The following is a 17,437-nucleotide window of genomic DNA, read 5'->3' as shown; positions in this document are numbered from 1 at the left end:
CGCCTGAGCGGTCAGCATGCGGCGGTGCCCAACGGGCGTCAACCGGCACCGTCCGAGACTGCAAGGAGCCAGCATGACCCAGGCCGACACCACGACGCGATTCGAGGCCCTGCGCCAGTGGGCCGCGGCGCAGCACGAGCTTTCCCCCGCTGCGCTCGAGCTGAGCCTGGCCGCGGGAGACGCCAGCTTTCGCCGCTACTTCCGCCTGCTGCTGCCCGATGGCAGCACGCGCATGCTGATGGACGCCCCCCCGGCCCAGGAGGACAGTCGTCCATTCGTCGATATCGCCCGTCGTTGGCGGGCCGGCGGCCTGCCGGTACCGGCCCTGCACGCGGTGGATCTCGACGCCGGCTTCCTCGAGCTCGACGATCTGGGCGACACGCCGCTGCAGCTACGCTTTGCCGGCGACGAGCATGCCGACACCCTGGCCTGGCACGAACGCGCCCTGGCTCTGATCCATGAGCTGCAGAATCGCGCCGGCCCCGACATGCTGCCGGCCTACGATGAGGCACTGCTCGGCCGCGAGCTGGACCTCTTCCCCGAGTGGTGCCTGGAGCGATGGCTGGGCGATACTGCCCTGCCGCCCGGCTGGACCGAGCTGCGCGAGGCACTGATCGACTCCGCTCTGGCGCAGCCGGTGGTCACGGTGCACCGCGACTTCGATGCCATGAACCTGATGGTGCGCGACGAGACGCTCTACCTGATCGATTTTCAGGACGCCGTGGCCGGCCCCATCAGCTACGACCTGATCTCGCTGCTGCGCGGGCGCTACTGCCGCTTTTCCCCCGCGCGCTTCGCGCGCTGGGTCGAGGACTTTCGCCAGCGGGCAGTGCACGACGGCCGCCTGCCCGGTTCCACCGGCAGCGATACCTTCCAGCGTCAGGCCCAGGCCATGGCCGCCCAGCGCGCGCTCAAGGTGCTCGGCATCTTCTGCCGCCTGACCCTGCGCGATGGCCGTAGCGGCTACCTCGAACGTCTGCCGCACTTCCTTGCCCATCTGGAGGCCAGCTTGGTCGACCTGCCCGAGCACACGGCCTTCCAGCGCTGGCTGACGGAGCGCTTGCGCCCCACCCTGACCCAGCGGCTGGCCGCCGGCACCGGCCCGGAGGCGACATGAAGGCCATGATCCTGGCCGCCGGGCTCGGCAAACGCATGCGCCCATTGACCGACCATTGTCCCAAGCCGCTGCTGCCGGTAGCCGGCAAGCCGCTGATCGTGCACCACCTGGAACGCCTGGCGGCAGCCGGTATCGACGAAGTGGTGATCAACGTCAGCTATCGCGCCGAGCAGATCATCGGCGCCCTGGGCGACGGTCGACAGTTCGGCGTACGCATCGCCTGGAGCCGCGAAACGCAGCCGCTGGAGACCGGCGGCGGCATTCGCCAGGCGCTGCCGCTGCTGGGTAACGCTCCCTTTCTGCTGGTCAACGGCGACGTCTGGTGCGAATTCGACACCTCGACACTTCCCGTCCTGGGGCGCGATCTGGCCCACCTGGTGCTGGTCGACAACCCCTCTCACCACCCCGGCGGCGATTTCCATCTGGACGCCGCGGGCCGGGTCCACGCCGAGGGCGAGCCACGCCTGACCTTCGCCGGGCTCAGCCTGCTCGACCCGGCCCTGGCGGCCGACCGGGCACCGGGTGAGTTTCCCCTGGCCCCCCTGCTGCGTGCGGCGATGCGTGCCGGCCGCGTTGGCGGCACCCACCATCGCGGACGCTGGGTCGACGTGGGCACGCCCGAGCGTCTGGCCGAGCTGGAGCGGGAGCTGGTCGGACGGCAGGGCTGAGCCGAGCGCCGCACAGTGATAAGCTTTCCGACATGAACGTATCGACAAGGAAACCTTGCTCATGAAAGCCAGCGTCAAGTGGACCGATGGCCGTCAGTTCGTCGCCGAATCGGGTAGTGGTCACAGCGTGGTGATCGATGGCCCGCCCGACCACGGCGGACGCAATACCGGCCCGCGCCCGATGGAAATGCTGCTGATGGGCATGGGCGCCTGCACCTCCTTCGACGTGCTGGAGATCCTCGAGAAGTCGCGCGCTCCCGTAAGCGACTGCGTGGCGACCATCGAGGCCGAACGCGCCGATGCCGTGCCGGCCGTGTTCACCAAGATCCACATCCACTTCACCGTCAGCGGCCGCAACCTCAAGGAGAGCCAGGTCAAGCGCGCCGTGGAGCTATCGGCCGAGAAATACTGCAGCGCCTCGATCATGCTGGCCAAGGGCGGGGTAGAGGTCACCCACTCCTACAGCATCATCGACGATTGAGCCCCGTACTGACGAAGGCCCGCCAAGGCGGGCCTTTTCTGGTGCCAAACGCATGGCCAAACGCTAGCCAGGCGGCGAGTCGACATGCCGCCACAGGTAAAGCGCGAGATAGGAGCGATGCGGGGCAAAGCGCATGGCGGTGCGCAGCGTCTTGCGCCTCGGGCTGGTGAGTCGCTCGAGGGTCTTGCGCGCCGTCACGTCGCCTTCCGGCCAGACGTCAGGCTCGCCGAAGTAGAAGATGGACATCATGTCGGCGGTCCATTGCCCCACCCCCCACAGCGCGGTCAGCCGCCGCGAGCGTTCGGCATGGTCCAGGCCCCTGAGCGCCTCGGCCTCTAGCCGACCGGCACGGGCTTCTTCGGCAATCAGGCACAGCGCCCTGGCCTTGGCCCCCGACAGGCCACAGCCACGCAGCGTCTCCTGGTTCGGCTCGACGAAGAACTCCATCAGCGGCGTCTCGCCCGCCGCATCGACGACCCGCGCCCAGATCGAGCGCGCCGCCTTCACCGACAGTTGCTGCCCGGCAATCGAACGGCACAGGCGTTCCGCCAGCGGCTGGCCGTCGTCGGCGCGCAGCGTCAGCGGCCCCCCGCGCTCGATGGCCTCGGCGAGCGGTGGACTCAGCTGGCTGGCGACTTCGATACAGCGCCGATGGATCTCGTCCGACATCGCGACGTGCTCAGATTCGATAGACGCTCTTGGTCATCACCTTCGACATCAGCGACATACCGAACTTGACCGGCGCCGGGAAGCGCGCTCCGCCGGCTTCCAGCGCCAGTTGGGCGTGGTGCGCCTCGTCGATGGCCATCTGGCGCAGCACGGCCCGCGAGCGATGGTCGCCCGCGGGCAGCTTGACCAGATGCTCCTCCAGGTGCTTGCCCACCTGCTCCTCGGTGGCGGCGACGAAGCCCAGGCTGATGCGGTCGCCGATGGCACCCGCCACCGCCCCCAGGCCGAACGACGCCGCATAGAACAGCGGGTTGAGCACGCTGGGGTGGCTGTCGAGCTCCTGCAAGCGCTCGTCGCACCAGGCCAGATGATCGATCTCCTCCTGGGCGGAGTGCTCCATCTGGCTGCGCACTTCCGGCAGCTTGGCGGTACAGCCCTGACCTTGATAAAGCGCCTGGGCGCACACCTCACCGGTATGGTTGACCCGCATCAGCCCGGCAGCATGACGCCGCTCCTCGGCACTCATGTCGCCGTCCTGGATGTCCGCGGTGGCCGGCGAGGGGCGCGAGGCGTGGGCCGCATGGGGAATCAGCGTACGCAGCACGGTATCGAACTGATGAACCAGATTGTCGGCCGGAGAGTAGTTGCGATTCATCTCACTTTTCCTGTACGCAGCCTTTGGGTACCTGTACGTCGTTTTCCGTTGCTGTACGCCACCTGCCCAGCTTGGCGGGGTGCGTTGAACGAGACGTGTCGGAACCTCGTGGCCGTTACGACAGCGCCACCCATGGGGTGGCGCTCATGCAATTGGGTGCACCTGATGCGTCGCACGCCTCGACGCGCGCGGACGAACCGCAAAGCGCCAGCTAGCCAGCCGGCCAAGTAAAGCGACGACCGCCCATCAGGTGCATATGAATATGATAGACCGTCTGCCCGCCCTGGTCATTGCAGTTCATCACCACCCGGTAGCCGTCATCGGCGAAGCCCCGCTCCCGGGCCAGCCGGGCCGCCACGACCGGCAGCCGGCCGACCAGCGCCTGGTCTGCCTCCTCGAGGTCGTTGAGGGTGGCGATATGGCGCTTGGGAATGATCAGAATGTGAGTCGGCGCCTGGGGGTTGATGTCGTTGAACGCCAGCACCTGATCGTCCTCGTAGACGATGTCGGCTGGAATCTCGCGCTTGACGATCTTGCAGAACAGGCAGTCTTGCATCGCTCCGTGCTCCTTGCGTATTACCGAAAGCGCCGCTGCGCCAGCAGATGACGCACCAGCGGCGCCAGGATCAGCTCGATGGCCAGCGACATCCTCGCCCCGGGCACCACCAGGGTGTGCGGACGACTCATGAAGGAGTCCTGGATCATCGCCAGCAGCCAGGGAAAATCCACCGTCGAGGGGTCACGGAAGCGAATCACCACGAACGACTCGGCGTCGTTGGGGATGTCCTGCACCTCGAAGGGGTTGGAGGTATCCACCGTGGGTACGCGCTGGAAATTGATGTGGGTGCGCGAGAACTGCGGCTGGATGTAGCGCACGTAGTCGTTCATGCGCCCGAGGATGGTGTCGATCACCGCCTCCTGGGAGTAGCCGCGCAGCTTGATGTCGCGGTCGATCTTCTGAATCCACTCGAGATTCATGGTCGGCGCCACCCCCACCAGCAGATCCACGTGGCGGGCGATGTCGTGCTCCGCCGTCACCAGCCCGCCGTGCAGCCCCTCGTAGAACAGCAGGTCGGTGCCGCAGGGCAGCGGCTGCCATTCGGTGAAGGTACCCACCTGGTGGCCGGCCTCGATCATCTGCTTGTCTTCGGCATGAATGTAGTGCCGGTAGGTCCCGGTACCATGCTCGCCGTACTCCAGGAACAGCGCTTCGAGACGGTCGAGCAGATTGGCCTCCACCGCAAAGTGGGAGAGCTGACTCTTGCGCTCGGGCTCCTCGCGGAAGATGCGCGCCAACTCCTCGCGGGTATAGCGATGGAAGGCGTCGCCGTCGACGAAGGCCGCATGCACGTCCTCGCGGGCGAACATGCGCTCGAAGGTACGTTTCACCGTCGTGGTGCCGGCACCTGACGAGCCGGTCACGGCGATGATGGGATATTCGCGCGACATCAGGCGCTCTCCGCTCCGGCGAAGGCCTGCCGCACGACATCGGGCAGCGCGACGCTGCGCCCCTGGATCGGGTCCACCAGCACCAGATTCAGGCGCGCGGTGGCCACCGGCCGGCCGCCTTCGGCGTGCCGTACCCGATGGTAGACCACGATCGCCTGGCCGTCCGGCTCCGGAATGGCCGTTTCCACCACCAGCGCGTCCGGCCAGCGGGCCTCGGACTGGTACTGCACGGCGAGGTCGACCACCACGCTGGGGAAGCCGCCCATGTCCCACTCGGTGAGACCGAGAGCGCCGAAGGCCTGAATGCGCGCCTCATGCAGCAGCGACACCAGCGTATCGTGCCCCAGGTGCCGGCCGTAGTTCATGTCGGTGACACGTACCGACAGCGGCTGCCTGTGCACGATGGCGGAATCGGGAAATGCCAGCTTGATGCGCTCCATGCTCACTCCCTGACTGTCGTTGCGGTAGATACAGGTGGCCGCGATCAGCCCGCCTGACGCTCCCGGGCAATGGCACGGTAGGCGATGTCGCGACGGAACTGGACGCCGTCCCAGCGAATCGCCGCCACGCCTTCGTAGGCCAGATCGCGTGCCTGGGACACGCCCTGCCCCAACGCGGTGACGCACAGCACACGCCCGCCGCTGGTCACCACACGCCCCTGGTCGTCTTCAGCGGTGCCGGCATGGAATACCTTGCAGCCGGTCGCTTCGGCGGCTTCGAGCCCTTCGATGACGTCGCCCTTGCGATAGCTGCCGGGATAGCCACCGGCGGCCAGCACCACGCCCACCGCAGCATGCGGGTCCCACTCGCAGGTATGGCCGGCGAGTTCGCCCCGCGCCCCGGCCAGGCAAAGCTCGGCGAGATCGGAGCGCAGACGCAGCATGATCGGCTGAGTCTCGGGATCGCCGAAGCGGCAGTTGTATTCGATGACCTTGGGATTGCCCTCGGCGTCGATCATCAGCCCGGCGTAGAGGAAGCCACTGTAGGGGTGACCCTCGGCGGCCATGCCGTGCACCGTGGGCATGATGACCTGCTGCATGATGCGCTCGTGCACGCTCTCGGTCACCACCGGCGCCGGCGAGTAGGCGCCCATGCCGCCGGTATTGGGACCGGCGTCGCCGTCCAGCGCGCGCTTGTGGTCCTGGCTGGTGGCCATGGGCAGCACGGTGGTGCCGTCGACCATGACGATGAAGCTCGCCTCCTCCCCTTCGAGGAACTCTTCGATCACCACCCGCGCGCCGGCATCGCCGAAGGCATTGGCCTCGAGCATGTCGCGCACCGCCGCCTCGGCCTCGGCCAGGGTCATGGCCACGATCACGCCCTTGCCTGCGGCCAGGCCGTCGGCCTTGATCACGATCGGCGCGCCCTGCTCGGCCAGATAGGCGAGAGCCGGCTCGACCTCGGTGAAGGTGCGATAGGCGGCGGTGGGAATGGCGTGACGGGCGAGGAAATCCTTGGTGAAGGACTTCGAGCCCTCCAGTTGGGCAGCCCCCTGGGTCGGCCCGAAGATGGCCAGCCCGGCGTCGCGGAAACGATCCACCACGCCTTCGACCAGCGGCGCCTCGGGACCGACGATGGTCAGTTCCACGCCCTCGTCGCGGGCGAAAGCCACCAGGCGCTCCAGCTCGGTCGCCTCGATGGCGACGTTGGTCAGCCCGGGCTCGTGGGCGGTACCGGCATTGCCGGGGGCCACGAATACCCGCTCGACAAGAGGCGACTGGCCGACTTTCCAGGCCAGAGCATGTTCGCGGCCACCGCCGCCGATGATCAAAACCTTCATCCGCTTGCTTTTCCTGTTTCGTACCGATCAGGCACCGCCATCCGGCGAACCTGGCGTTCGGCTATAAGACGTCGCGGCATTATGGCAGAAAGCGGCCCCGTACGCCGCCCCGCGCAGCCTGTCTACTTGTCGTCTTCCTTGTCCGACTTGTCCTTCGGCTCCGGCTTGCCCGGCTGTCCCTGGCCGATCGCCTGCTGCCAGAAGCGCATGTTCTCCTCGGCCATTTCGCGCATCAGTTCCATGGGTGAGTGGCGCATCGCCTGCTGCCACTGATCCTGCATGCGCTTCTGCTGCTCGAGCATCAGTTGGGTGCCCTGCTCCAGATAACGGGCCAGCGGCAGCGGCTGCGCCATGTCATAGACACGGATGAACTGGGCCAGCAGATCGTTGGAAAAGACCTCGGCCTCACCGTCGGCCTGCTCCTGCTCGATGATGATCGACAGCAGAATGGTACGGGTGAGGTCCTCACCGGACTTGGCATCCTCGACGCGGAACGGCTCCTCGTCGAGAATCAGGCGTCGCAGATCTTCGAGCGTCACATAACGGCTCTGTTGGGTATCATAGAGCCTGCGGTTGGCATACTTGCGAATCACGCGCACGACGGCACTCCTTATGGGAAAGGCAGGTTTGCCCTTGGCTGCTATTGTGCACCGCGCTACCGCCCTTGCAAATCGAAGCGACCAACGAGGCCCGATGAATCTGATTCTGCTGGCTCCGGAAGATATCCGGCACGACCGCCTGGCATCCGTGCGCGACCCGCGCCGCCTGCGTCATTTGAGGGAAGTGCATCGCGCCCGGGTCGGTGACGTCCTGACCCTGGGCGTGCAGGACGGCGGCATCGGTCGCGGTGAACTCACGCTGCTCTCCGACGACGAGGCCCGCTTTGCGCTCGAGACGCTCGACACGCCCCCACCGCCGGCGCTGCCGGTGCACCTCGTGCTGGCCCTGCCGCGCCCGCGCATGCTGGCCAGAAGTCTCGAGCATGTCACCGCCATGGGGGTAAAACGGATCACGCTGCTACATACCCGCCGGGTGGAGAAGAGCTACTGGCAGTCGCCGGAGCTCGAGCCAGCGAAGATCCACGAGCACCTGGTACTGGGCCTCGAACAGGCACGCGACACGGCATTGCCCGAGGTCGACGTGGCCAAGGGTTTTCGCCCCTTCGTCGAGGAGCGGCTGCCCCAGTTGCTCGAAGGCCGACGCGGTCTCGTCGCCCACCCCGGCATGCCCAGCCCCTGCCCCACCGGCCTGAGCGAGCCCTGCGTGCTGCTCATCGGGCCCGAGGGCGGCTTCATCCCTTATGAAGTGGAGCGGCTGCTCGAGGCAGGCTGCGAGGGCATCCATCTGGGGCCCCGCATCCTGCGGGTAGAAACCGCGGTGGTCGCCCTGCTCGCCCGGCTGTTCTGATGCCGGGCAGGCAATCTTACGCCTCGCCGTCTTCGGCCTCGTCGTCCTCGACATCGTCATCCTCGATGTCACCTTCGTCCTCGCCCTCGTAGCGCATCACCTCGGCATCGTCACCGCAGTCGGGCGAATTGAGGAAGGTGCGGGTGACGTCGAGCAGCCCCAGATGGCCGATGGTGCGCCTACCCAGCAGCAGCGGATAGTGCATCTCGCCCCGGTCACGCAGGCTGAACTGCTCCTCGTGGATGGTATCGCCCATGCAGATCTTCATCAGCACCACCGGGCGCTCGTCGCGACCGCCTGCCCCGCGCACGCGAATGTCGCGATAGAGCGGCAGCTCCAGGCGCTCCTCGAACGGCTCGCCGCTGGCCTCATCGGTCAACTCCAGGCGAAAGCGCACCCACTCCTCGCCGTTCTTGTCGAAGGTTTCGATATCGCGGGCATCCAGGGACGAGGTCAAGGCGCCGCTGTCCAGCTTGGCCTTGACCTCGACTCCCCAGGGTTCGAGCGTACTCTTCTCGACCCAGCCGAACACGACCGGCTCCTCTGCCATGGCCGGTCCCGCCAACAACAGCGCACTCACGGTTGCCAACAGCCGGTTACGCAACTGCCGAGCCGGATCTTTCCGGTACACTCTCTTCATGACGATAGCTCCTTTGTCGTCGATGCTCAGTCTGCCGCGGCATGTCGCAGCCGCCCGGTCATCGTTACATTTACTACACTGTTCGTGTCACCAAGGATAAGGAGGGCGAAACGATGAAACACCCCCACGTGAAAAGGACGCTCATTTCCGCCTCGGCCGGTCTGCTGCTCACCGGCCTTGCCACTGGCGTACAGGCGCAGTTCGAGCCTCAGGGGCTCTACTCCTCCCGGGCGCTCTTCGATGCCGAGGTTCATTTCGAGGCGGCACCGGACAGCCAGCCGGGCGAGGTGGTGGATCTCCTGCTCGGCGACGACCGGCAGGTACATGCCATCGTCGTTCGCCCTGACGCCAACCTGGTTGAGGATGGCGACTACCTGGTGATCACCAATGCCCACTATCGGCTGGTCAACTACGAGGATGATGGCGAAACGGTCCATGACATCATCGTCGACGCCGATCCGGAGTCGCTGGAGGCCATGCCGCGCTACGACCAGGAGTGGTGGGACATGGCGCGTGAGCGCACCCGCGAGGCCTGGCACAGCGCCGGTGAAGGTGCCGACAGCGCCTGGCAGCAGACCCGCCGCGGCGCCGATCGCATCGGCGAAGGGGCCGAACAGGCCTGGGAGCGCACCCAGGAAGGCGCCGAACGGGCCGGACGCACCATCAGTGAAACCCTGGACCGCTGGACCAACGACTAAGAAAACACTGCACAAATGCCTGCGCGAGCGAATCGCTGCGTTGCGCGGTGCGCAGAATCCTCACCTATACCCCATAGGCTCCGGTTCCTGTGCTCCGTGCGCCTTGCGCTTCATCTCGCTCGCCGATTTGTTCAGCGCTTCCTTAGCCCGCGGCTCGTTCAACGCCTCATATTGCCTCGCCTGGCGCCCCGCTCTGGCTCACCGGTCAGAGCGGGGTCACCGATTCAACGCTGCAGCCGTTGCAGCAGACTCAGGGTCGCAAAGCCATCCGGCGTGACGCCGATGCTGCGCTGGTAATCGCGCAGGCCACGTCGGGTATTCGGTCCCATCACACCATCCGGTGCTCCGACATCGAAGCCACGGGCATTGAGTGCCTGCTGCATTTCACGCACCTGACTGCGTGAGAGCGGCTGCTCGTCGCGGGGCCAGTCGCTGCGAATGCCGTCTCGTCCCGCGATCCTGTCAGCCAGGGTGCCCACCGCCAGCGCATAGCTGGTGGCGTTGTTGTAGCGCAGGATGGCACGGTAGTTGGGGCCCACCAGGAAGGCCGGCCCCTGGGCGCCCGCCGGAGCCAGCACCGAGGCCTGATCGAAGGCCGGCAGGCTGCCACCGCCGAGGCGGCTCACCCCCTGTGCCGCCCACTCCTGGCTCGAGCGCCGCGTGGTCAGCTCGGTCTGGGCATAGTCGAAGTCGCTCGGCAGTCGCACCTCGACGAACCACGGCTGGCCGGGCTGCCAGCCGGCCCGGGCCAGGTAGTTGGCGGTGGAAGCCATCACGTCCGGTATGCTGCCCCAGATATCGCGGCGCCCGTCGCCGTCGCCATCCACCGCGTAAGCCTCGAAGCTGGAAGGAATGAACTGGGTGTGGCCCATGGCGCCGGCCCAGGAGCCGACCATGCGCTCGGGCGCGATGTCGCCGGCCTCGATGATCCGCAGCGCGGCCAGCAGTTCGCCGCGAGCGAAATCGCTGCGCCGGCCGTCGAAGGCCAGGGTCGCCAGCGCTTCGAGAGTGGAGAAATCGCCGAAATTGCCGCCGTAGTTGCTCTCGATGCCCCAGATCGCCACGATGATCTCAGCCGGCACACCGTAACGCTGCTCCATGCGCCGGGCCGTGTCGCGATGCTCGGCGAGCTTGGCCCGCCCCTGGCTCACACGCGCCTGGGAAACCGCGGTATCGAGATACTGCCAGATGGGACGTACGAACTCGGGCTGGGAACGGTCGAGCTCGATGACACGCGGCCGGTAGCGCACGCCATCCAGCGCCCGCGACAGGGTCGCCTCGCTGATGCCCTCCGTCCGGGCCTGACGACGAAAATCGCGTAGCCAGGCCTGGAAGTCGGCCGGTGGGGCGGGCTCCGCCTCGCTGCGGGCTGGCGCGGCAGCGTTGCTGGATGCCGGCGCTGCACTCGCATCGGCAGCGCTCGGCGGGCGCTCGTCGGCCGCCGCCTCCTGCACGGGCGTGATGGAGCCGGATTGGCACCCGGCAAGGGTCAGGGTGAGCAGAGCGACCGGGAACAGAGGACGAATCATGGCGCGGTATTCCTTTACGTCGAAGGCCACCGATAATGGCGCAGAAGCGGCCTTCAGACCAGCCCTCCCGCACGCGGAAAACGTCGCTTTGTGTAACCGCGTGCCTTGCCTCACTTGGGGTCGTTCTCGCGCGGCTGATGCACCGCGTTGCTATCCGTTTCCAGGCCGCTCTTGAGCTCGTGGGTGAGCGGATCGTAGTTGGGTCTGAGCTCATCCTTCACCGTACCGCTCCACAGCTTGGAGCCGACGAAATAGCCCGCCCGGCCGATCACGTGAGCTGCCACCGGCGCGGTCATCAGCACGAAGACGATGATGGCGAAAGCCCGCGCCACCACCGCCACCTCACCGAAATGCACGGCCACCGCCAGCATGATCAGGATCACCCCCAGCGCCGCGGCCTTGGTGGTGGCATGCATGCGGGTGAGCAGATCGGGCAGACGCAGAATGCCCAGCGCCGCCAGCAGCATGAAGATGGCACCGGTGAGGATCAGAAAGCCCTTGATGGTCTCAATCATCCCGCGGCCCTCCACGCTCCAGGAAACGGGCAAAGCCGATGGCGGCCAGAAAGCCCATCAGCGCGATCACGATGGCGGCGTCCAGAAAACTGGAAACGTCGGTGCGAATGGCATAGACCCCCACCAGTCCCACCACGATACTGGCGAACAGCTCCAGCGCCACCACGCGGTCGGGCAGACTGGGGCCTCTCACGACACGCACGAAGGCCAGGATCAGGGCGATCCCCATCAGTACCTGGCTTATCAGAATCACTGTGGCCATATCACTCCCCACTCGGCCTTGGCGTACTCAACGGAACAGTTCCAGTGCACGACATTCCATTTCCTTGAGGTTACGGCGCAGCTCCTCTTCGTCGTCGAGGAACATGGCGTGGATATAGAGCACCTTGCGGTCGTCGGAAACGTCCAGGCTCAGGGTACCCGGCGTCAGCGAGATCAGGTTGGCGACCATGGTGATCTCGAGCTCCGTACGCGCCTCGAGGGGCATGGCGATCACCCCCGGCTTCATGTGCCAGGGCGGCGTCAGGATATCGAAACCGACCCGCAGGTTGGCCTGTACCAGCTCCTTGATGAAGAAGCCCAGGAATCTGAGGATCCGCGGCACCCGCGCCGGGTAGCCGGCCAGGGCGTCGACCTGCGGCTCGATCAGCACCAGGGTGATGTAGCCGAAGACCAGCCCGACCACCAGGTTGACCCCCGAGAAGTCGCCGGACAGGATGACCCAGGCCAGCGCCAGCAGCAGGTTCCAGATAGCTCCCGTCATGGCGTTCCCTCCTGATCCGGCGCCTCGATCAGGGCATCCTCGACCCCGACCTCGGCACCCAGCACCGCATCGATATACCCCTGCGGGTGCATCAGTTGGTCACCGATCTGGTTCATCATCGCCATCAGCGGCTCGGCGAGCACACCGATCAGCAGCGCGAACAGCGCCAGCACCGCCACCGGCAGGTACATCAGCCACAGGCTCGGCGGCACCATGCGGCTGTCATCGCCGACCACCACCTCTTCGGCGGGCACCAGGTTGTCCTCCGGCAGGGACTTCCAGAATACCTCGTTCCAGATCTTGACCATGGAGTAGAGAGTCATCAGTCCCACCAGCAGCGCAACCGCCGTCACCACATAGGCTTCCGCCTCGATACCGGCGCGCACGATGACGAACTTGGCGAAGAAGCCCGACAGCGGCGGCACCCCGGCCAGCGAGAAGGCGGAGAGGAAGAAGGCCACCGCCAGCCAGGGGCGTTCGCGGTAGAGCCCGCCCATCTTCTTCAGCTCGTAGGTACCCTGCAGGCGCCGGGTGATGCCGCTGATGAGGAACAGGTTGGTCTTGACCACCATGTTGTGCATCACGGCGAAGATGCCCCCGGCGATGGCCAGCGGGGTATACAGCGCCAGGCCGAGAATCATGTAGCCGATCTGACTGACGATGTGGAACGACAGGATACGACGGAATTCGAACTGCGCCGCCGCGCCCAGCACGCCGGTGACCATGGTCAGGGCGGCACCCCAGATCAGCAGCTCCTGGGTGTAGCCCAGAGTCTGGTCGAACAGCAGGGTGAAGAAGCGGAACAGCGCGTACACCCCCACCTTGGTCAACAGCCCGGCGAACAGCGCCGACACCGCCACCGGCGGCGTGTGGTAGGAGGCCGGCAGCCAGAAGAACAGCGGGAACGCCGCCGCCTTGATGCCGAAGGCAACCATGAACATCACCGCCAGTACCTCGACCATGCCCTGATGTTCGGCCACCGCCAGGCGCTGGGCCGCATCGGCCATGTTGAGCGTGCCGACCATACCGTAGAGCAGCCCCACCGCGGAGAGGAAGATCACCGAGGCAAGCAGATTGAGGGTGACGTACTTGATCGCCCCCTCCATCTGCGCCTTCTCGCCGCCGAGAATCAGCAACGCGAAGGAGGCCACCAGCATCACCTCGAACCAGACGTAGAGGTTGAACACGTCGCCGGTGAGGAAGGCGCCGGCCACACCGGCCAGCAGCAGATGCATCAGCGGGTAATAGCCGAAGCGCTCGTGCCCGGGGCCGGTGGAGGCCAGCGAATAGATCGACAGCACCAGCCCCTTGATGCCGGTGAGCACGATCATCACCGCGCTGAGCATGTCCGCCACCAGGGTGATGCCGAAGGGGGCCGGCCAGCCGCCCATCTGGATCACCACGTAATCCTCCTGGATCACGGACACCAGCAGCCACAGCGACACGCCGAGCAGGGCCAGGTTGCCGGCCACGGCAGTGAAACGCTGCATGGGACGAGAGCGCCAGAACAGCAGCGAAATGGCCCCCGACAGCAGCGGCAGAAGAACGGGAAGGGCGACTTCGGGCCTCACGTATCGGTTTCCTTCATCTTGTCCAGATCATCGGCCTTGACGATTTCGTAGGCCCGGCGAATCAGCACCACGGCGAACGCCAGCACGCCGAAGGCGATCACGATGGCGGTCAATACCACGGCCTGGGGCAAGGGATCGGCCACCGGCCCCAGCGGCGCCGAGAGCCCCTCAGGGATCAGCGGCGGCGCTCCGCGGGTCATGCCGGCGGTGGTGAAGATCAGCAGATTGGCGGCGTTGGAGAGCAGCATCAGCCCGATCACCAGCTTGACGATCGAACGCCGCAACATGAGAAAGATGGCGGCCGCGTAGAGCAGGCCAACGGCCACGGCCATTACCGGTTCCATAGCATTCCTCCCTGCGGAATCGGGGATGAGGCACCCGCAGCGCCCACGTGCTCAGGGTTCATCCTTGTCCACCTCCATCAGCGTCATGACCATGGCCAGCACCGAGCCCAGCACGGCGAGATAGACCCCGATATCGAAGATCAGCGGGGTCGAGGCGTAGAAGTCGACGCCAGGGATCGTCCACCACTGGGCGGTGAGGAAGGGCTGGTCCACGAACCAGGCGGGGAATACCGAGATCATGCCGAGCAGCAGCCCCATGCCGATCAGGTCGCGGGGATCGACCATGCGCAGCACCTCACGAGTGGCGCTGACGCCGAAGGCGAACAGGTAGAGGGTAAAGGCCCCCGCCGCCACCAGCCCGGCGATGAAACCGCCGCCGGGCTCGTCGTGACCGCGCAGCAGCAGGAATACGGAGAACAGCAGCTGCAGCGGCATCAGGATACGCGCTGCCGTGTGCAGAATCAGCGTACCGGACTTAACCATGGCTCGACTCCTTCTCCTGCGCCGTCGGCTTGGCCGGTTTCACCGGCGCCCTCAGCTTGAGCATGGCGATGACCCCGATGGCGGCCAGGGCCAGTACGAAGATCTCGCCCAGGGTGTCCAGCGAGCGGTAATCGACCAGGATCACGTTGACGATGTTGCGCCCGTGGGCCAGCGGTACGCTGTTCTCGATCATGTACTCGGAGATCGGCACGAACTGGTCGATGCCCCAGGCGGTGAGGATCAGCAGCGTGATCAGCACGCCCACGCTGCCCGCCACCAGCACGTCACGCACCCGCTCCAGCGGCGTCGACAGGCTGGCGAAGCGCGGCAGGCGGAACAGCACCAGCACCAGCAGGATTACCGTCAGGGTCTCCACCAGCAGCTGTGTGATGCCCAGATCCGGGGCGCTGAACAGGATGAAGGTGAGCGCGATGGAAAAGCCCATGATGCCCACCGACACCACCGCGCTGAGCCGCGAGCGGGCGACGGCGGCGAACAGCGCGCCGAGTACCATCATGGCGACCACCACCACTTCGTGGAAGCGCACGTCGAGCTCGAAGGCGATCTCGAGCGGATGCCTGAGCAGCAGCGAGTTGCCCAGCAGCGCGATCAGCACCAGCACCATCACCAGAATGTAATTGCGCATGTAGCCGTTCTGCAGGATGCGGGTCTGCCACTCGGACACCACCGTGATCCAGTGCATGAACGCCTCGTAGCCCGCTTCCGGGCCACGCGCCATGACCGGGTCGAGCCGTGCCAGGTGGGCGCGCACGCGGTCCCAGCGCTTGAACAGCAGATAGCCCAGCGCCAGGGTCACGATCGACATGACCAGCGGCAGATTGATGCCATGCCACAGGGAGAGGTAGACGGTCACCGGTTCGCCCATGACCGCCGAGGCGGCTGCCGTGAGCACTCCCATTCCGGCAAGCACCGGGAAGACTCCCAGCAGCAGCGACAGCGCTGCCAGACAGGCCGGCCCCAGCAGCATCGACAGCGGCGCCTCGTGCGCCACCCGCGGCGTCGCCCGACGCTCGCCGAAGAACGGCCGCAGCGCAATGATCGCGGCCACGGCGATGGTCAAAAACGCCGAGACGAAGGCCAGCAGCAGCACCAGCCAGCCGAAGGCATCTGCCTCGAGCGCCGCCTCGAACATCATCTCCTTGGCGATGAAACCGAACAGCGGCGGCGCCCCGGCCAGCGACAGCGCAGCGATGATGGCCACCACCGCCGTCACCGGCATCAGCGGCCGCAAGCCACCCATGGCGGTGATGTCCTTGGTGCCGGTCTCGTGATCGAGGATACCGGCCACCATGAACAGCGCGCCCTTGTAGAGCGAGTGGGCCAGCAGGAAGGTGACGAAGGTGATCAGTGCCCCCTCGGTGCCGATACCGAGCAGCATCGTCAGGGTGCCGAGCGCCATCACCGTGGAGTAGGCCAGCATCTTCTTGATGTTGGTGTGACGGATGGCCAGAAAGGCGCCGGTGAACATGGTCAGGGCACCGACCACCGACAGGATGCCGACCCAGGCCTCGGTGCCGCCGAGACTCGGCTGCAGACGCGCCAGCAGGTAGATGCCCGCCTTGACCATGGTGGCCGAGTGCAGATAGGCCGACACCGGCGTGGGGGCGGCCATGGCATTGGGCAACCAGAAGTGGAACGGGAACTGCGCCGACTTGGTGAAGGCCGCCAGCAGCAGGCACAGCAGCATCGGCAGGTAGAGATCGTGCTCGCGCAGGTCGATGCCGCCGGCGTTGATCTCGGCCAGCGACCAGCTGCCGCCGACGTTACCCAGCAGCACCAGCCCCGCCATCAGCGCCAGGCCGCCGGCAAAGGTGACGAACAGCCCCTGCCGCGCCGACTTGCGCGCCTCGATGTCGGCATGGCTGAAGCCGATCAGCAGGTAGGAGGTGATGCTGGTCAATTCCCAGAACACGAACAGGGTCAGCAGGCCGTCGGCCAGCACCAGGCCCAACATCGACACCATGAAGGCCAGGATGACGATGTGGAAGCGCACCAGATCCCGGTGCCCCTTGAGATAGCCGCCCGCGTAGATCAGCACGAAGGTACCGATCACGGTGATCAGCAGCGCGAACAGCAGCGCCAGGCCGTCGATGACGAAGCTCAGGCTCATGCCCAGCGACGGCACCCAATCGAGCTCGAGAAAGAGCACCTCGCCGCGCATCACCGTCGGCACCTGGGCCAGGAACCAGAGTGCCAGCGCGGCCGGAAACGCGGCCAGCACGAAGCTGGCGCGGCCACCGAACCAGCGGTGCAGCAACGGCGCAAAGGCGGCCAGCACGAATCCCGATAGCACGGCAAGTTGCATCATGCAGTTCCCTTCTGTCAGTTCATCGTCCGGACATGGCGCCCCGCCACCTCGCAGCGCCGACATCGACGGCAGAGCCTGCCGTGACGTCCGGGTATCCCCCGCCCAGCGTGACGTCGCGATTAAAGAAATCCGTGCAGCGGCCGAAAAAATACGCCCAAAGGATGAGCGTCGGCAGCCGGGCCAAACCTGTATATTGCAGCGCAAAAGGATTAGACTTTGCGCCGCGGCTGGCTACGGTGAGCGTTGATTTCACGACGAAACGGCTTGCTAGTATAGCGATTTTAAAACGTTTCTTCATTACACCGTTCCCAACGACCCGGCCCTGCGCTCCTCGATCGA

22 protein-coding genes are annotated in these 17,437 nt (G+C 66.0%); 5 read left to right on the top strand and 17 right to left on the bottom strand.

Annotation, left to right across the window (positions count from 1 at the left end; genetic code table 11):
• Positions 1-73: 73 nt before the first annotated feature.
• The 3 genes from C4S71_RS07500 to C4S71_RS07490 all read left to right on the top strand — a co-directional run bounded on the left by C4S71_RS07500 (position 74) and on the right by C4S71_RS07490 (position 2,266).
• Complete coding sequence (locus C4S71_RS07500) at positions 74-1,117, top strand: aminoglycoside phosphotransferase family protein (protein WP_103968725.1); 1,044 nt, start codon at positions 74-76, stop codon at positions 1,115-1,117.
• Entirely contained in the window at positions 1,114-1,785 is a 672-nt protein-coding gene (gene murU, locus C4S71_RS07495; RefSeq protein ID WP_086508499.1) for an N-acetylmuramate alpha-1-phosphate uridylyltransferase MurU, read from the top strand. Before C4S71_RS07500 ends, murU begins: the two co-directional genes overlap by 4 nt.
• 61 nt (positions 1,786-1,846) lie before the next feature.
• Positions 1,847-2,266, top strand: coding sequence for an OsmC family protein (locus C4S71_RS07490; protein ID WP_086508500.1), 420 nt, complete (start codon positions 1,847-1,849; stop codon positions 2,264-2,266).
• A 63-nt stretch (positions 2,267-2,329) separates the two neighbouring features.
• Here the strand turns inward: C4S71_RS07490 and C4S71_RS07485 are convergent, their stop codons facing one another.
• The 7 genes from C4S71_RS07485 to phaR form a co-directional block, all read right to left on the bottom strand.
• Complete coding sequence (locus C4S71_RS07485; RefSeq protein WP_086508501.1) at positions 2,330-2,935, bottom strand: DNA-3-methyladenine glycosylase family protein; 606 nt, start codon at positions 2,933-2,935, stop codon at positions 2,330-2,332.
• 10 nt (positions 2,936-2,945) lie between these two features.
• Positions 2,946-3,590 carry a 2-polyprenyl-3-methyl-6-methoxy-1,4-benzoquinone monooxygenase gene (gene coq7 / locus C4S71_RS07480; protein ID WP_086508502.1) on the bottom strand — a complete coding sequence of 215 codons (645 nt, stop codon included), beginning with the start codon at positions 3,588-3,590 and terminating at the stop codon, positions 2,946-2,948.
• A gap of 211 nt (positions 3,591-3,801) precedes the next feature.
• A complete protein-coding gene (locus tag C4S71_RS07475; RefSeq protein ID WP_086508503.1) occupies positions 3,802-4,146 on the bottom strand; it encodes a histidine triad nucleotide-binding protein in 345 nt (114 codons plus the stop codon).
• Positions 4,147-4,166: 20 nt separating this feature from the next.
• Positions 4,167-5,039 (bottom strand): phosphoribulokinase, encoded by an 873-nt coding sequence (locus tag C4S71_RS07470; protein WP_086508504.1) that lies wholly within the window; start codon positions 5,037-5,039, stop codon positions 4,167-4,169.
• Positions 5,039-5,479 (bottom strand): acyl-CoA thioesterase, encoded by a 441-nt coding sequence (locus C4S71_RS07465; RefSeq protein ID WP_103968724.1) that lies wholly within the window; start codon positions 5,477-5,479, stop codon positions 5,039-5,041. The genes C4S71_RS07470 and C4S71_RS07465 overlap by 1 nt, the downstream gene beginning before the upstream one ends.
• A 44-nt stretch (positions 5,480-5,523) precedes the next feature.
• Complete coding sequence (gene purD / locus C4S71_RS07460) at positions 5,524-6,819, bottom strand: phosphoribosylamine--glycine ligase (RefSeq protein ID WP_103968723.1); 1,296 nt, start codon at positions 6,817-6,819, stop codon at positions 5,524-5,526.
• A gap of 122 nt (positions 6,820-6,941) precedes the next feature.
• On the bottom strand, positions 6,942-7,418 hold the full coding sequence (gene phaR / locus C4S71_RS07455) for a polyhydroxyalkanoate synthesis repressor PhaR (protein WP_086508507.1): 477 nt from the start codon (positions 7,416-7,418) through the stop codon (positions 6,942-6,944).
• 94 nt (positions 7,419-7,512) lie between these two features.
• Between phaR and C4S71_RS07450 the strand changes: the two genes are divergently transcribed.
• A complete protein-coding gene (locus C4S71_RS07450; RefSeq protein ID WP_086508508.1) occupies positions 7,513-8,226 on the top strand; it encodes a 16S rRNA (uracil(1498)-N(3))-methyltransferase in 714 nt (237 codons plus the stop codon).
• Between the two features lie 16 nt (positions 8,227-8,242).
• Here the strand turns inward: C4S71_RS07450 and rloA3 are convergent, their stop codons facing one another.
• The gene (gene rloA3 / locus C4S71_RS07445; protein ID WP_103968722.1) at positions 8,243-8,866 is read right to left on the bottom strand and encodes a retropepsin-like aspartic peptidase RloA3; all 624 of its coding nucleotides are present in this window, start codon (positions 8,864-8,866) and stop codon (positions 8,243-8,245) included.
• Positions 8,867-8,979: 113 nt separating this feature from the next.
• Between rloA3 and C4S71_RS07440 the strand changes: the two genes are divergently transcribed.
• Positions 8,980-9,564, top strand: a complete 585-nt coding sequence (locus tag C4S71_RS07440; protein WP_103968721.1) for a hypothetical protein — start codon at positions 8,980-8,982, stop codon at positions 9,562-9,564.
• A gap of 224 nt (positions 9,565-9,788) precedes the next feature.
• Here the strand turns inward: C4S71_RS07440 and C4S71_RS07435 are convergent, their stop codons facing one another.
• The 9 genes from C4S71_RS07435 to C4S71_RS22285 all read right to left on the bottom strand — a co-directional run bounded on the left by C4S71_RS07435 (position 9,789) and on the right by C4S71_RS22285 (position 17,396).
• A complete protein-coding gene (locus tag C4S71_RS07435) occupies positions 9,789-11,093 on the bottom strand; it encodes a lytic murein transglycosylase (protein ID WP_103968720.1) in 1,305 nt (434 codons plus the stop codon).
• 110 nt (positions 11,094-11,203) lie between these two features.
• Entirely contained in the window at positions 11,204-11,608 is a 405-nt protein-coding gene (gene mnhG, locus C4S71_RS07430; RefSeq protein WP_010629638.1) for a monovalent cation/H(+) antiporter subunit G, read from the bottom strand.
• Positions 11,601-11,870 carry an MrpF/PhaF family protein gene (locus C4S71_RS07425; RefSeq protein WP_010629639.1) on the bottom strand — a complete coding sequence of 90 codons (270 nt, stop codon included), beginning with the start codon at positions 11,868-11,870 and terminating at the stop codon, positions 11,601-11,603. The genes mnhG and C4S71_RS07425 overlap by 8 nt, the downstream gene beginning before the upstream one ends.
• 27 nt (positions 11,871-11,897) lie before the next feature.
• Positions 11,898-12,371, bottom strand: a complete 474-nt coding sequence (locus tag C4S71_RS07420) for a Na+/H+ antiporter subunit E (RefSeq protein ID WP_103968719.1) — start codon at positions 12,369-12,371, stop codon at positions 11,898-11,900.
• Positions 12,368-13,942 carry a Na+/H+ antiporter subunit D gene (locus C4S71_RS07415; protein ID WP_103968718.1) on the bottom strand — a complete coding sequence of 525 codons (1,575 nt, stop codon included), beginning with the start codon at positions 13,940-13,942 and terminating at the stop codon, positions 12,368-12,370. The genes C4S71_RS07420 and C4S71_RS07415 overlap by 4 nt, the downstream gene beginning before the upstream one ends.
• Complete coding sequence (locus C4S71_RS07410) at positions 13,939-14,286, bottom strand: Na+/H+ antiporter subunit C (RefSeq protein ID WP_086508515.1); 348 nt, start codon at positions 14,284-14,286, stop codon at positions 13,939-13,941. The genes C4S71_RS07415 and C4S71_RS07410 overlap by 4 nt, the downstream gene beginning before the upstream one ends.
• Before the next feature lie 51 nt (positions 14,287-14,337).
• Positions 14,338-14,769 carry a Na+/H+ antiporter subunit B gene (locus tag C4S71_RS07405; protein ID WP_010629643.1) on the bottom strand — a complete coding sequence of 144 codons (432 nt, stop codon included), beginning with the start codon at positions 14,767-14,769 and terminating at the stop codon, positions 14,338-14,340.
• The gene (locus C4S71_RS07400) at positions 14,762-17,095 is read right to left on the bottom strand and encodes a putative monovalent cation/H+ antiporter subunit A (RefSeq protein ID WP_103968717.1); all 2,334 of its coding nucleotides are present in this window, start codon (positions 17,093-17,095) and stop codon (positions 14,762-14,764) included. The genes C4S71_RS07405 and C4S71_RS07400 overlap by 8 nt, the downstream gene beginning before the upstream one ends.
• Positions 17,096-17,117: 22 nt before the next feature.
• On the bottom strand, positions 17,118-17,396 hold the full coding sequence (locus tag C4S71_RS22285; RefSeq protein WP_146064588.1) for a hypothetical protein: 279 nt from the start codon (positions 17,394-17,396) through the stop codon (positions 17,118-17,120).
• Positions 17,397-17,437: the final 41 nt, after the last annotated feature.

This window comes from Billgrantia desiderata (assembly GCF_900108215.1).
In the GTDB taxonomy this organism is placed as follows: Bacteria; Pseudomonadota; Gammaproteobacteria; order Pseudomonadales; family Halomonadaceae; genus Halomonas; species Halomonas desiderata.
Note: the sequence above shows the minus strand (reverse complement) of the source record. Positions and strands in the feature narration are given on the sequence as shown.

Bases quoted from the DNA above. Each gene is read 5' to 3' on its own strand.
- C4S71_RS07500 (WP_103968725.1), top strand. From the start codon at position 74: ATGACCCAGGCCGACACCACGACGCGATTCGAGGCCCTGCGCCAGTGG.
- murU (WP_086508499.1), top strand. From the start codon at position 1,114: ATGAAGGCCATGATCCTGGCCGCCGGGCTCGGCAAACGCATGCGCCCA.
- C4S71_RS07490 (WP_086508500.1), top strand. From the start codon at position 1,847: ATGAAAGCCAGCGTCAAGTGGACCGATGGCCGTCAGTTCGTCGCCGAA.
- C4S71_RS07485 (WP_086508501.1), bottom strand. From the start codon at position 2,935: ATGTCGGACGAGATCCATCGGCGCTGTATCGAAGTCGCCAGCCAGCTG.
- coq7 (WP_086508502.1), bottom strand. From the start codon at position 3,590: ATGAATCGCAACTACTCTCCGGCCGACAATCTGGTTCATCAGTTCGAT.
- C4S71_RS07475 (WP_086508503.1), bottom strand. From the start codon at position 4,146: ATGCAAGACTGCCTGTTCTGCAAGATCGTCAAGCGCGAGATTCCAGCC.
- C4S71_RS07470 (WP_086508504.1), bottom strand. From the start codon at position 5,039: ATGTCGCGCGAATATCCCATCATCGCCGTGACCGGCTCGTCAGGTGCC.
- C4S71_RS07465 (WP_103968724.1), bottom strand. From the start codon at position 5,479: ATGGAGCGCATCAAGCTGGCATTTCCCGATTCCGCCATCGTGCACAGG.
- purD (WP_103968723.1), bottom strand. From the start codon at position 6,819: ATGAAGGTTTTGATCATCGGCGGCGGTGGCCGCGAACATGCTCTGGCC.
- C4S71_RS07450 (WP_086508508.1), top strand. From the start codon at position 7,513: ATGAATCTGATTCTGCTGGCTCCGGAAGATATCCGGCACGACCGCCTG.
- rloA3 (WP_103968722.1), bottom strand. From the start codon at position 8,866: ATGAAGAGAGTGTACCGGAAAGATCCGGCTCGGCAGTTGCGTAACCGG.
- C4S71_RS07440 (WP_103968721.1), top strand. From the start codon at position 8,980: ATGAAACACCCCCACGTGAAAAGGACGCTCATTTCCGCCTCGGCCGGT.
- C4S71_RS07435 (WP_103968720.1), bottom strand. From the start codon at position 11,093: ATGATTCGTCCTCTGTTCCCGGTCGCTCTGCTCACCCTGACCCTTGCC.
- mnhG (WP_010629638.1), bottom strand. From the start codon at position 11,608: ATGATTGAGACCATCAAGGGCTTTCTGATCCTCACCGGTGCCATCTTC.
- C4S71_RS07425 (WP_010629639.1), bottom strand. From the start codon at position 11,870: ATGGCCACAGTGATTCTGATAAGCCAGGTACTGATGGGGATCGCCCTG.
- C4S71_RS07420 (WP_103968719.1), bottom strand. From the start codon at position 12,371: ATGACGGGAGCTATCTGGAACCTGCTGCTGGCGCTGGCCTGGGTCATC.
- C4S71_RS07410 (WP_086508515.1), bottom strand. From the start codon at position 14,286: ATGGAACCGGTAATGGCCGTGGCCGTTGGCCTGCTCTACGCGGCCGCC.
- C4S71_RS07405 (WP_010629643.1), bottom strand. From the start codon at position 14,769: ATGGTTAAGTCCGGTACGCTGATTCTGCACACGGCAGCGCGTATCCTG.
- C4S71_RS07400 (WP_103968717.1), bottom strand. From the start codon at position 17,095: ATGCAACTTGCCGTGCTATCGGGATTCGTGCTGGCCGCCTTTGCGCCG.
- C4S71_RS22285 (WP_146064588.1), bottom strand. From the start codon at position 17,396: ATGAAGAAACGTTTTAAAATCGCTATACTAGCAAGCCGTTTCGTCGTG.